This window comes from Paraburkholderia sp. RL17-383-BIF-A (assembly GCF_046028015.1).
Lineage (GTDB): Bacteria > Pseudomonadota > Gammaproteobacteria > Burkholderiales > Burkholderiaceae > Paraburkholderia.
Genome location: NZ_JARESR010000019.1, coordinates 78,058 through 91,942 on the forward strand (window position 1 = coordinate 78,058; position 13,885 = coordinate 91,942).

9 protein-coding genes and 1 pseudogene are annotated in these 13,885 nt (G+C 61.0%); 9 read left to right on the forward strand and 1 reads right to left on the reverse strand.

The genetic code is table 11. The features are described 5' to 3' along the window. Window positions 1-2 precede the first annotated feature (2 nt). A pseudogene (locus tag P0D71_RS21650) lies at window positions 3-848 on the reverse strand (caspase family protein); the annotation flags it as partial. 368 nt (window positions 849-1,216) lie between these two features. Here P0D71_RS21650 and P0D71_RS21655 point away from each other — a divergent pair. From P0D71_RS21655 to P0D71_RS21695, 9 genes are all read left to right on the forward strand, one after another. Continuing rightward, window positions 1,217-1,720, forward strand: coding sequence for a DUF4399 domain-containing protein (locus P0D71_RS21655; protein WP_408341879.1), 504 nt, complete (start codon window positions 1,217-1,219; stop codon window positions 1,718-1,720). A 47-nt stretch (window positions 1,721-1,767) separates the two neighbouring features. After that, on the forward strand, window positions 1,768-2,202 hold the full coding sequence (locus P0D71_RS21660) for a DUF4399 domain-containing protein (RefSeq protein WP_091806192.1): 435 nt from the start codon (window positions 1,768-1,770) through the stop codon (window positions 2,200-2,202). Between the two features lie 283 nt (window positions 2,203-2,485). Further along, a complete protein-coding gene (locus P0D71_RS21665; RefSeq protein ID WP_091806195.1) occupies window positions 2,486-2,767 on the forward strand; it encodes a hypothetical protein in 282 nt (93 codons plus the stop codon). Between the two features lie 226 nt (window positions 2,768-2,993). Then, window positions 2,994-4,448, forward strand: a complete 1,455-nt coding sequence (locus tag P0D71_RS21670; protein WP_408294238.1) for an efflux transporter outer membrane subunit — start codon at window positions 2,994-2,996, stop codon at window positions 4,446-4,448. 229 nt (window positions 4,449-4,677) lie between these two features. Then, the gene (locus P0D71_RS21675) at window positions 4,678-7,251 is read left to right on the forward strand and encodes an FHA domain-containing protein (protein ID WP_408482026.1); all 2,574 of its coding nucleotides are present in this window, start codon (window positions 4,678-4,680) and stop codon (window positions 7,249-7,251) included. Next, entirely contained in the window at window positions 7,229-8,602 is a 1,374-nt protein-coding gene (locus P0D71_RS21680) for a beta-barrel domain-containing protein (protein WP_091806201.1), read from the forward strand. Before P0D71_RS21675 ends, P0D71_RS21680 begins: the two co-directional genes overlap by 23 nt. 37 nt (window positions 8,603-8,639) lie before the next feature. Further along, complete coding sequence (locus tag P0D71_RS21685; protein ID WP_408482028.1) at window positions 8,640-9,392, forward strand: peptidylprolyl isomerase; 753 nt, start codon at window positions 8,640-8,642, stop codon at window positions 9,390-9,392. A 67-nt stretch (window positions 9,393-9,459) separates the two neighbouring features. Beyond that, window positions 9,460-12,516, forward strand: coding sequence for a peptidase domain-containing ABC transporter (locus tag P0D71_RS21690; protein WP_091806206.1), 3,057 nt, complete (start codon window positions 9,460-9,462; stop codon window positions 12,514-12,516). Continuing rightward, the gene (locus tag P0D71_RS21695) at window positions 12,516-13,871 is read left to right on the forward strand and encodes a sigma-54 interaction domain-containing protein (protein ID WP_408482058.1); all 1,356 of its coding nucleotides are present in this window, start codon (window positions 12,516-12,518) and stop codon (window positions 13,869-13,871) included. Before P0D71_RS21690 ends, P0D71_RS21695 begins: the two co-directional genes overlap by 1 nt. Window positions 13,872-13,885 lie beyond the last annotated feature (14 nt).

Consider the following 13,885-nt stretch of genomic DNA (forward strand, 5'->3'; position numbering starts at 1 on the left):
AGCGAGGAAGCCAGCCACGGCGTTTGCTCGCCACCCGTTACGTCGCGGACCTGCGCCGCGACGCGCTGCAACAGATTCGCCAGGGTTTGCGACGGAGCGCTGTCGAGCGCGTGCAGCCATGCATTCGTGTAGACGCCATGACGCACGCCGTCCGCTGCGAAACCGCCAGGCGCGGTCGCGTAGGCCACTACCGTGTTGTCCGGAAGCGCGGACGTATTGCCCGCCACGTCCGCCGAGAACGGGTTGTTCAGGCACGTATCGAGGATCACGAGATTGAACTGGCCGTCACGCGGCGCGCGCATTGCCTGCAATACGGCGTTGAGATCGACGCCCTCTCCGACGACGGCAGCCGGCAAGCGAGAATCGAGTCCCGCGGGGATGAGCAGTGTTTGCGGGCCGATTCGCATGCCGTGGCCCGCGAAATAAAAGAGGCCAACGCCGCCTGACCGCAGGCGCTCATGGAATTCACCGATGGCTTCGCGCATTTGCTGCGGCGTCGCGTTCGTGCGCATGATCACGTCGAAGCCGAGTGTTTTCAGCGCGTCACGCATGGCTTCGGCATCGCGCGGGGCGTTCTCACGCAGTGCATCGAATTGCGTGCCAGTGCGATCCACAAGTTCGGCGTGATCGGCGTGATCGGCACCGTACGCGCCGTTACCAATCACTAGCGCAATACGTGGAGAAGACTGCTTGCCTGATTGTGGCGTGAACGGAGTGAGCGGCAATGTCGCCATGTTCGCCGCACTCGCGCCCCGCTCGACGCCATCAGGTTGCGGCGCCGCATAAGCATCGCCCCAATGCGCCTGCATTGCCCCGGCCATGCACACCAGCATGAATATTCGCCACATCTTCACATCCTGTTTGTTCCGGACAGAACATAGGCAATCGAGGACCGCGCCACTCGCAGCAGTTGCTGGAGTCAAAGGCGCGAAGCATCGACGCCGCTATCGACCATCCATCTGCAACCTCTTAATAACGATAGCACGCGCTTTGCGCGCCACAACAGTCGGCATGCCCCGAATGCGTTATACGGTTAACGAGTGTGGCGTATCTTTTTGGCAAGTTACGTCCTAAGCTAATTCACAAAGTAAGGTGGCACGGTCGTTTTATCCAGGGGCGGCTGTCCAACCGCGCGTGCGCCCGTGGCGTCCAGCCGAAACGTCCGGCCTGCGTCGTGCAGTCGGGTCGCCATGACCATTCGTCGGGAGAGTGCGCTATGCGAAGAACCGTTACCCCCGTTGTTACCGACGTGCGTCACGGAGCGAATGCGCATTGCGAGGCGCGGCGCAAGGCGCTGCGCGCGACGCTTGTCCTCGTGTTCGGCAACATGGTGCCCGGCGCGTTTGCGCTGGCAGAGTCAACCACTTCGCCGCCGGGCGCGGAGGAGTACATCATCTGGCCACCGGATGGCGCGGTGATTCACGGCGGCAAGTTGTGGGTGCGCATGGGCTTGCGGAACATGGGCGTGTGCCCGAAGGGCGTCGTGTTCCCGAACACCGGCCATCACCATCTGCTGATCGACACCGACCTGCCGCCGCTCGATCAGGAAATCCCATCGGATCGCAATCACCTGCACTTCGGCGCGGGTGAGACGGACGCGCGGATCGAGTTGCCGCCGGGCAAACACACACTGCAACTCATTCTCGGCGATCACAACCACGTGCCGCATGTGCCGCCCGTGTATTCGAAGAAGATCACCATCACCGTGCTAAAAGACTAGCGCGATCCGTTCGTTCAAAGCGGATCCGTCAGGACGGAGAGACCTCCATGTACAAGATCATCGCGGCCGCGGCGCTCGTCATGTCGGCGGCATTGGCTTCGCCAAATGTCGTCATTGCGGGTACGACGCCCGCACCGGCGGGTGCCCATGCATATATCGGCTATCCCAACGACGGCCAGGTCGTACCGGCCAACAAGCCATTCAAGGTGTGGTTCGGCCTGCGGTATATGGGCGTGGCGCCCAAAGGCGTCAAGTATCCGAATACCGGCCACCATCATCTGCTGATCGACACCGACCTGCCGCCGATGGATCAGGAAATTCCGTCGGATCGCAACCATCTGCATTTCGGTGCGGGCGAAACAGAGACCACGATTCAGCTCCCGCCAGGCAAGCACACGTTGCAGTTGCTGATGGGCGACGACATGCATATCCCGCACAATCCGCCTGTGTATTCGAAGAAGATCACCGTCATTGCGCGGTGACGCAATCCGCGGCGTGACGCTCCGGCAATCGGGTGTTACGCCGCAACCAACAGCTTCGCGCGGTTTGTTGGCCGCGATCCACCATCCTCCGCGCACCGCTTCTCCGCTTCTCTCGCGATCCGTCTCCCGGTCCACCCCGCAACCCTTTATCTACGGCGCTCCGGCAAGTTTCTTAGGACAGGAAACGAAGACTGGCACAGCCCATGCATTAGTGACACTCGAGCAGACAAGTTGCTCGAACCCAACCGCAAACTGTGCAGTATTCCCTTCCAGGAGATTGACCATGAACACGCTGACCATCAAAGACCTGTCCATCACCGAACAACTCGACAGCAAGGCCATGAGCGCCGTGCGCGGTGGCATGGGCTACTATCCTTCGTCGTCGTACTTCAACTTCATGCCGATGTACGCGCCGAACAACAGCAAGACGGTCAATGCCACCCAACTGATCAACACGCAACTGGACATTCAGAACGCCAACGGCAACAACGCAGCGTTCGTCTCCGGCATCACGACCACGATCGATCCGCACGTGAGCGCAAGCAACAACATCAACGTGCACTAAACGGCGCAGGCCGCCGCGGAGGCCAGACGGCCTCCGCGGGCTCTTACCGCCCGCTCCTCAAAAAGATTTCGCAGCCAATCGTTCTTTCCACGCGCCCCCCCGCTTCACCGCACGAACCCCGCACCGATCTTCTTGCATCGCTTCGATGGTGAAGCCGCGCAGGAGATGCTTTACTTAAAGGGTGCGTTCTCCTCGTGCATTGAAACGGGCGTTATCGGAGACCATCGTGTCAGCGTCGCTTTCATCAACTCGTCAGCGCCTCGCCCGCAGGATATCGGTGCTGCGCTGCGTTTGCGCGGCAACGGCTTGCGCGCTCTCGCTGGTGGCCTGCGTCGATGTGAGCATGCCCGACTACAAGCGTCCCGACACGCCCGCCAAAACGTCCTGGTCGGATCAGAAGGGCTCGCCGGTGTCGGCGGCCGCGACCATCGAACCCGACTGGTGGAAGGGTTTCCACGATCCCTATCTCGACACGCTGATTGCGAAGGCGATTGCCGGCAACTTCGATATCAAGGTGCTGGCCGCGCGTATCAACGTGGCCGGCACGCAGATCGGCGAAGCCAAAGCGGGCGCCTTGCCGACCATGGATTTGGGCGCCGGCGCCGATTTCGAAAAAACCACGCACCAGACCTTCTCCAAGCAGTACAACCTCGCGACGCAGGTGAACTGGGACATCGATATCTGGGGCAAAGTCGAAAAAGGCGTGCAGGCGCAAAAGGCGGAATTCCACGCCAGCGAGGCTGATTGGCGCGCCGGGTATCTCGAACTGGTGTCGAACGTGTCCAGCACGTACTTCCAGATTCTGCAATTCGACGACCAGATCGAGCAGCAGCAGAAAACGCTCGTAACGAACCGGCAGATCCTCACGATTTACGACGGCCAGCGCCGCAACGGCCTCGTGCCGCAAACCCAGGTGTTGCGGCAGCAGGCGGAGATCAACCGCCTGACCAATCAGTTGCTCGAGCTGCGCCGCTCGCGCGCGCTTGCCAACAACGCCCTCTGCACGTTGCTCGGCGTGCCGGCTGGCGAGTTTCAGATGCCCAAGGGGCATTTGCAGCAGCGCGTGCAACTGCCGCCCGTACCAGACGGCCTGCCCGCACAACTGCTCGCGCGGCGTCCCGACGTGGTCGCCGCTGAGTTCAGAGTGCTGGAAGCCTACGACCTCGTCGGCCAGGCCAAGCTCGCGCAATTGCCGACCATCAGCCTGACTGCGCACGGCGGCACTGCCAGTTTTGCGTTGACCGACCTGCTTAAATCCTTCACGTACGGATTCATGCCCAGCATCAACATTCCGCTGCTAGATCCGGGCGTGCGGGCACATGTGAAAGTCACGCAGGCCCAATCGACGGTTGCCGAACAGCAGTATCGCGTGGCGGTGATGGCCGCGTTCGAGGAAGTGGAAAACGCGCTGGTCAATGTGAATTCGCACAAGGAACAGCGCGTGGAGTTGCAGCAGGAAGTGTCGCGGTTGCAAATCGTGGCGGACCAGATCCAGTCGCAGTTACGACTCGGCGTGGTGTCCCAGCTGGAGGTTTTCGAAACCGAGCGGACTTTGCTGGAAGCACAACAGGAACTGCTCGCCAACCATCAGCAAATTCTGTCCGACACTGTATTGCTTTATAAAGCGCTGGGCGGCGGTTGGCCGAGCGTCGACGTGCAGACGGAAGTAAAGGAGCACTGAGCTAATCCGCAATGTGGCGCGCCGCAGGGGGTATTTCGGCTGTAACTGACGCACTCATTGCCTTCATAACCGACGATCGGAAAATTGACACGCGCCATGTGTGACTTACAATCTTTAAGGGGCCGCCTAATGCATGGCTCACTCAAACAATATCTTTCCGCCGTAGTCCTTTGTCCCGTTTCCGTTGCGTGTTTCTCGCAACGGGTAAACGCTTAGTGATCCAGATAAAATGGCTGCCGGCGAAGCTCCGATTGTTGAGATACGCGCAACTGAAGACGCTGCGTTCGACGTGGTGTTGTCGCCGGCTGCATCCGCGCAGCGCCCCGCGCTCGACGCGATCCGGATCGTCGACAATCTGTTTGCAATCGGGCGCAGCGAGGCACCTTTTACCGACTATCCCGCGGAACGGATTGCGCGCCTGTCCCGCCGTCATGCGCGGATTTTCACGGAACACGGCGCGGTCTACGTGGCCGACCTCGGCAGCAAGAACGGTACGACGGTGAATGGTGTCGCGGTGCGGCAAACGCCGGCCCGCGTGCGCGCCGGCGACGAACTGTGCTTCGGCGGAGAGCTTTGCTACCGGGTGAGCATCGAGCCGCGCGCGCGTATCGTGGCGGCCGCCGCTTCTCCCGCCGCGCCGGGATTGCTGCTGGTGCCGCAGCGCGACGACCTCGGCCTGCAACCCATTGAGGTCCAGGCGTTTCCGTTTCTCGTCAGCAAAACAGACGACGTCTTTTCGCGCTACAAGGACCGCTATCCGCATCAGGTCAACTACATTTCGCGCCGTCACGCCCACATCTTTCTGAAGGGCGGTGAGCTGTATGTCGAAGATCTCGGCAGTACCAACGGCACATTCGTCGGCGGAAAGCGACTGGACGAATCCGCGCTGCCGCTCGTAGAGGGAGACCTCGTTGCATTTGGCGGAGATCACTTCGTCTACAGGGTGACGCTGCAGAAGCCCCCTGAAGTCGAGCCCACCGTGACCCAACTCTTTCTCAACCCGGCCGCCGACGAAGCCGGCGATCCAGACAAGACCACGTTCGTCGGCGCCGCGCATTCCTTCCTCGATATCTTTTGCGTCGACCCCGGTCTGCAACGCGAGGACGAAGTCAACGAGGCGGCGCAGTCCACGTCCGCGCACGCGAAACGCGATACCCCGACGGGCACGGAAAAAATGGCGAGCGGCACGAGCGGAGCGAATGGCGCCGCGCATGCAGGCGCGGGCAAGCGCAAACCGCAACGTTGGCGCCTGCTCGTGGGTGAGCTCGGCAAGGCTTTTGCGATCGGCGACCGCACGAGCGTGCGGCGCATTGCGGTGTGGGGCGGCGTGGCCGGGGTGGTGCTGGTGGCGGTCGCCTCGGCGCTCTACATGCGTGGTTCGTCGGAGCGCGAGTTAAAGAATCTGCTGGCAAGCGGCGATTACAGCAGCGCGGTTACCACGGCAAAGGGCTATCTGGCGAGCCACCCCACGGACACGAAAGTCAGCGCGCTCGCGAGTGAAGCGCTGTTGAAGGCGAAAGTCCCCAACTGGCTGAATGCGCTGGAAAAGGCGCAGTTCGATCAGGCGGACGCGTTGCTCAACGAGATGAGATCGTTGAGTACCAACAATGTGGACGCTACTTCGCTGATCGGCGAATTGCAGTGGGTTGGCGATCTGGAACGCTTCGTGGCGGGCCGCGGTGGCATGGAAGCACCGATTCGCATGTACACGGACGAGGGCAAGATCGGCAATCTGCTGCAACGCTGGGAGGACGACGCGAAGAGCCATCAACGCGCGCTCGACCGGATCGCTTCCTACGTGCCCGTGTTCGCCGACCCCTATGCGCAGGCTCTGAGCCATCTGCGCAAACTGGAAAGCGACGATTCGGTTTATCTGGCCGCCATCGAGCGCCTGAATGGCACGATTCGCACCGAACTGGCGCGCGACAAGCCCGCTGCGCTACCTCCCGTGCTCGACGATTACGCGCAGCGCTATCCGCGCCTCGCGGGTATAGACCGGGTGCGCGGCGATTTGCGCCAATACACCGATTTGCTGAATGCCGCGTTGAGCCGGCAACTGACGCCATTGCTCGCCATGCTGAAAGCGGCGCATTTCAGCACGCCGCCGTTTCAGGCGCAGTTTCAGCAACTGGCGGCCAGCCGTTTGCCGTCACCCGATGTCATTGCTCGCCACGACGCCGTGACGGCGGCATGGCAGCACGGTGACGCACAACAGGCACTAGCCGGGTTGCAAGCCATGCCCGCCGGGCCGTGGTCCGATGTGCTCGCTGTGGAAATGGCGCACAAGAAGGCTCTGCTCGACCAGTATGCGCAATTGCAGAAAACGCGCGGCGACAAGGATTACGACCAGCGCCTGCTGTCGTTCTACGCAAGCCTCGATCCGACAACGGACGTGTGGTTCCTGCAGTCGATTCAGAAAGACGTGGCCGCCTTGCACGACAAAGCGTTGGCGCGTGCGCAAGACCTGATGTTGCGCGCTCAAAGCTTGTGGAAGCAGTACCGCGCGAGTGGATCGATCGGCGGAACGCAGCGCCTCGAAGCGGGTATTTCGCCGGGATTTCGCAGCGAGGCGCGTCTGCTTTCGGATGCGCAAACGTCGGCGCAACAGGGTATGCGCATCTACACGCAACTGAAGGCCGATCATCCCGCCGACTTCGACCGTCTGCTTGCCGATATCGACGCCGAAGCCAATTTGCAGCGCCGCTCGCTGACGGAGTTGCGCATGGTGCTGGATCCGGGACTTCTGAAAGCGAAGCTGGCATTGATCGGAGGCGAGCAGAGTGAAACGCGACAGTCACCCTAGACCGTTGTCGGAGGCGCTGGAGGATCACAGTGTCGAAGGCATTGCGATTCTGATGGCGGAGCCGGTGCGGCTCGCGCGCGCGCTGATCTGGGCGATGGTCGCGCTCGTCGTGGTCGGCCTGCTGTGGTCGTTCGTGGGGCGCGCGGACGTGATCGTCAGCGCGCAAGGCACGTTGTCGCCCGAATCGGAGGTGCGCCGCATTTATGCGCCGATCGACGGCGAACTCGCCGATCTGTATATCGCCGAAGGGCAACCCGTATCGAAAGGCGACGTGCTCGCGCGGCTCAATGCGCGCGGCGCGATCGAGGCTGCCAGCAATGCGCTGCAAGCACAACTCAAACTGGAAGACGCCGAGCGCGACTGGAAGCAGTTTCCCGAGAAGAAGGCGCTGATGGAGCGCAAAGCCGCCGCGCTGAAGGCGCAGATGGAAGTGGAAGCGCGCCAGCACGAAAATCGCGTCTCCGAAGGCACGACCAAACTCGCGGAGGGGCAGAAGGCCGAACTCGACGAAGCGCGCAGCGTGCTCGACAACGCCCGCCGCACGCGTGAAGCGGCGCGTCAGGAACTGGACCGCTACTCGCGGCTCTTTGCGCAGCCGGGCGGCGGCGGCATCGCCGAATTGCAGGTGGAGCAGAAACGCACCGCGGCGATGGAAGCGGATAACGCATACCGTGTCGCGCAATCGAAACTCGCGGAACTGGATTTCCGCCTGAGCCACGAGTATGCGCAGGCGAATGCGCAACTGGAAACCAGCGGCCAGCAGACCACCGACCTGCAGCTTCAATACGATTCGGCGGTGCGCGACATTACCGACGCGGAAGACAAGTTGCGCCTGCAACTGCAAAGTGCGCGGCTGGTGTCCGAAGCCGCCGCGCGGATTCGTTTCGAGAACATCGACAAGGACAATTTTCTGCTGATCCTCGCGCCGGTCTCGGGCGTCATCACCGACGTCACGTCGACGCAGCGCGGCGACAAGATTCAGGCCAACGCACCGCTCGGCGGCATTGCGCCCAAAGACGCGCGGCCCGTTCTGAAGATCGAAATTGCCGAACACGACCGTGCTTTTCTGCACGAAGGTCTGCCCGTCAAGTTGAAATTCAATGCCTTTCCGTATCAGCGCTATGGGCTGATCAGCGGCACGCTGGCCTATATTTCGCCGGCCACCAAACCGTCGTCGACGGACAAGCAGCCGGTCTACGAAGGCCGCGTCACGCTCGACAAGGATTACTACCAGATTGCCGACACGCGCTATCCACTGCGTTACGGCATGACGGCAAGCGCCGAGATCGTGGTGCGTGAGCGCCGCCTGATCGATCTGGGTCTCGATCCGTTCAGGCAGGTGGCGGGTTGACCGCGCGGATCACACGTCAATAAAAGGAGCGAATGAGATGACCGCGATAGTGCGTATCGATGACGAAGTCGTGGACGTGGCCGAGTTCATTCGTCTTCTGAAACTGACCGGCCAGTTCGAGAGCCTGATCGAGCAGATCGTGCGCGACAAGCTCACGGTTCACGCCGCGAAGAAGCAGGGCATCACCGTGAGCGCCGATGAAATCCAGCAGCGCGCCGATCAATTCCGCCGCGTGCGCGGCTTGCATCGCGCGACGGATATGAATCAGTACCTCGATGCGCTCAATGTCAGTCTCGACGAATTCGAGGCCTTCATTACCGACGGGCTGTACCAGGAGAAGATGCTCGACGAGATCGGCAACGACGCCGCGATCAAGGACTACTTCGCGCTGAATTCGCCGAAGTTCGACGCGATCGAAGTGAGCCATATCGTGCTCGACAGCGAGGGCAAGGCGAAGGAAATGATTTCGTATCTGCACGACGACCCCGACAGTTTCGCGGACATGGCGCGCGAGCACTCTATTGCTGATACGCGTGAGGCTGGCGGCGTGATCGGCAAGGTGCTGCGCGGCTCATTGAAGCCCGATATCGAAGCGAAGATTTTCAATGCGGCAGTGGGCGACCTGCTGGGGCCTTTTCCATCGGCGGATCGATCGTGCTTCGAGATTTTCGCCGTGACGGCCAAATATCCCGCAACGCTCGATGCCGATGTGGCTTCGGAAGTCCGTCGCCTGCTGCGCGAAAGCTGGCTGATTTCACGCGCTCAGGAGCACGTGATCGAAGCGCGCTAGCGCGTTCGTGCCCTGCACGCCGCATTGAAACAACGCAACGACACGCCGATTCGAGGTCCGCAAGCACATGGATGCACCCCAGACCGCGCCTTCCACAGCCGAGTTTCTAACCTCGGTGGAAATTCTCTCGCCGTTTTCGCGCGACGAGATCGACCGTCTTGCCGAATATGCGCAAGCGCGCTTCTATTCATTCGGCGAAACGGTCTGCTCCGCGGGTGAGACGGCCGACGGACTTTACGTGGTTCGTTCAGGTTCCGTGCGGATCTTCACGGAGGAGCACGGCAAGGAAACCAGCATGGGCGTGCGCAAATCGGGCGAGATCTTCGCCGATATTGCGATGTTGCGCGCCTATGTGCATGAAGCGTCGGTGCGGGCGTCGGCGAAAACCGAGTTGCTGTTCATTCCGCGCGCCGCGATCGAGCCGGTGATCGCCGGCAATCAGGCCGCGCTGGCGTTCGTCGCCAGTTATGTGGCGATCAACTCAGCGGGCGGCTTCGTCGCGCAGTTGTTCGATCTGCGCGGCAAACTGAACAAGGCGGAACTCGAAGAATATGTACGCAGCGTGGGTGTGAAGCGGGTCGCGGCCGGCAAGGAGATTCTCAAGCAGGACGGACGCGAGGACCGGCGGCTGTATGTGGTGCGCCAGGGTGAAGTGCGCATCGTCCGGCATGAGGAAGGCCACGACTACACGCTTGCCACGCTTGGCGAAGGCGAAATATTCGGCGAGAAAGCGTGCCTGATGCGTCAGGAGCAGATGGCCTCGGTTGTCGCGACAACCGACACGCGCCTGCTGGTGATTCCGGAGCGCACGGTCCACTTCATTCTCGAACGCAATCCGAAGCTGCGTGAAGTGCTCGACGAGCGGATTCGCTACGGGGACCGCGAGTTACAGCGGCAAAAGCGGGTCGAACAGCGGCGCAAGCTGCCGCTCATGCTCGATCTGCAGACCAAGCCCGAGTTCGGCGAGAAAGTCATCAAACGCTTCGCGCTGGTCGAGCAGGCTGAAGAAATGGATTGCGGCGCGGCGTGCCTCGCGATGATATGCCGCCACTACAGCATTCCAATGACGCTCGGCAAATTGCGCGAGCTAGCCAATGTCACGACTCAGGGCGCCACACTCGACAGTCTCGCCCGCGCCGGCGAATCGCTGGGTTTCACGGCGCGCGGTGTGCAATGCACATTCGATTCGTTGCGCGGCTTCGATCTACCGTTCATCGTGCATTGGGAGGGATACCACTACGTCGTGGTGTATGGGCTCTCCAAAGAGTATGTGTGGGTCGCGGACCCGGCCGTCGGCTTCAAGAAGATGACCGTGGAAGATTTCGAGCGCGGGTGGAGCGGTACCTGTCTGCTGTTCACCGGCGGCCCGAATCTGCTGCAAATGTCGGCCGCGCGTTCGCCTTGGATACGCTTTGTCGGCTATCTCACGCCGTACAAAAAGATTCTCGGCCACCTGTTTCTCGCCACCTTCGTGATTCAGGTGTTGGGTGTGATTCCGCCGCTGATTATCCAGAACATTCTCGACGGCGTGATCGTGCATCAGAATGTCAGCCTGCTGCATCTGCTGATTGGCGGGTTGATCATCGCCAATGTCTTTTCGCAATTGATGTCGTCGATTCGCGCCTATCTCGCCAATTTCATGGTGCGCAACATGGACTTCGCGATGATGTCGCAGTTCTTCAAGCACACGCTGTCGCTGCCGTTTTCGTTTTTCGCCAAGCGCAAGACCGGCGACATTTTCGCGCGCTTCCAGGAGAATCAGACGATTCGCGCCTTCCTGACCGAATCCACCGTCACCACCGCGCTGAACCTGCTGATGGTGTTCATCTACTTCACGATCATGTTCGTCTACAACGTGAAGATGACGCTGGTGCTGATCGCGTTCGTCATTCCGATCATGGCGCTGACGGCGATCGCCACGCCGAAGATCAAGGGCTATGCGCGCGAAGTGTTCACCGCCTCGACTGAATCGAAGTCGTTTTTGATGGAAGCGCTTGCAGGCGTGGAGACGATCAAGGGCATGGGCATTGAGCGGCCAGTGCGTTTGCGCTGGGAGAAGAAGTACGCGAAGGCGCTTGAAGTGCAATATCGCGCGCATGCATTCAACATTCTCGTGGGACTCGGCAGTCAGTTGCTGAACGCCGCCACGACGATTGCCATTCTCTGGGTCGGCGCGAATCTCGTGCTGGCGCGTGAAATGACGATCGGTCAGTTGATCGCGTTCAACGCGTTCATGGGTAGCGTGCTCGGTCCGTTGATGGGACTGGTCGGCTTGTGGAGCATGCTCAACGACGCGGGCGTGGCGATGGAGCGCCTCGGCGACGTGCTCGATATCGAGCCCGAACAGAAACCGCAGGATTTACCCTCGCGTGTGATGCTGCCCGAACTTCAGGGCGAAATCAGCCTCAGCGGCGTCTATTTCCGCTACGGCGAAAACGACTCGGCCTACGTGCTCGAGAACATCAGCTTCGATATCAAGCCGGGCGAACTGGTGGCGATCGTAGGCCGCAGCGGTTCGGGCAAGACCACGCTCGCCAAGCTGCTGGTGGGCTTCTACACGCCGACCGAGGGCAAGATGACGATAGACGGCTACGATCTCGGCGTGGTCGATAAAGCCTATTACCGTGCGCAGATTGGCTACGTGATGCAGAGCAACCTGCTGTTCTCCGGCACGATCGCGGAAAATATCGCGAGCGGCGACGACGCGCCCGACCGGCGTCGCATCGAGGAAGTGGCGAAGATGGCCGACGCGCACGCATTCATCAGCAAGATGCCGCTCGGCTACGAGCAGATTGTCGGCGAGCGCGGAATCGGCTTGTCCGGCGGGCAGATCCAGCGGCTTTGCATTGCACGGGCGCTGTATCACGATCCGCGCCTGCTGGTGTTCGACGAAGCGACCTCGGCGCTGGATTCGCAGTCGGAGAGCAATATCCTCGGCAATATGCACGACATTCTGAAAGGCCGCACGGCGGTGATCATCGCGCACCGGCTTAGCACGATCATGCGCGCGGACAAGATTCTCGTGCTGTACGAAGGAGCGATTGTCGAACAGGGCCGTCACGATGAGTTGATCCAGCGCGGCGGCATGTATTACCAACTGGTCCAGAAACAGTTGAGCGCATGATGATGAAAATACTCGACCAGATTGAAGAGGCCAGCCCCGCGATTTCCTACGCGGGCCTGATCGAGCGGATCGAGATCTTGCGCTCGACGTTGCGCTGGTCGTCGCGGCTGGAGCGCGCGGACATCGACAAACTGCTTCGGCAAGCCACCTCGCTGCGCGACGAGGTGATGCAACTCTCGCACAAAGAGCGTTTCGTGCAAGCGGCGGTGGCCGCCGAACCGCAGGAGCGCGTCGATCAATCACGAGGCGCGCGGCGCAAGGCGCTGCTCGAACGCAGCTTCATTTTCGAAGGGACGTTCGGCGACAATCCGCGTTTGCTCGAATCGCTCGAAATCGCCGAGAAAGCGGCGCCGACCGATTTGCCCGTGCTGATCGACGGCGAAAGCGGCACCGGCAAGGAATTGATGGCCAAGGTGATTCACGCCAACGGTTCGCGTGCGGACAAGCCCTTTATTTCCGTGAATTGCGGCGCGATTCCCGACAATTTGCTGGAGTCGGAATTGTTCGGGCATCGCAAGGGGGCATTCACGGGGGCTTCGAATGACCGCAAGGGTAAATTCGAAAGCGCCCATACCGGTACGATTTTTCTCGACGAGATTGGCGAATTGCCGCTCGCCGGGCAGGTGAAGCTGCTGCGCGTGCTGGAAGCGCACGAGATTCAGCGCGTCGGGTCCGATGAAACGATCGCGGTGGATACGCGCATTGTCGCGGCGACCAATCGCAATCTGCGGCAACTTAGTGAAGAGGGCAAGTTCCGCGAAGACCTCTTTTACCGGCTGAGCGTGATTCACGTCACGCTGCCGCCGCTGCGTGAGCGCCGCGATGAAATTCCTTTGCTGATCGCGTGGTTCGGCGATGAAGCCGCGGGTACGCTCAAGCGCAGGCCCGTGCGAATGACGCCGCGTCTGCGGGACTTTCTGCTGAACTATGCGTATCCCGGCAATATTCGCGAACTGCGCAACGTGATGTATCGCGTATCGTGTCTGGCCGGCGATATGGCCGATATCGATCACTTGCCGCAGGACATGCGACCCGCGGCGCCCGGATCCGCGGCGTCGTTCAACGCGGCGACCACGACAGGGCAGGAGCCGATCAGCGTGACGAACCTGATGTCGCTGAGCGACGCGAAGCGTGCGGCCAGCGACGACGCCGAAAAAGCCTTTCTCGAGCGCGGCCTTCGCGAAGTGAGCGGCACGGTCGCGGAACTGGCCCGCCGTATCGACATGAACCGTTCGCATCTGCAGATGCTGCTGAAGAAGCACGGCCTGCATTCAAAGGACTTCCGCAATCGCAATGTGCCGGCCGCTAGCCGGAACGGCGCGGACGAGCGCGACGACGAAAGCGAAGAGACTTGAGTCCGCAACATTAA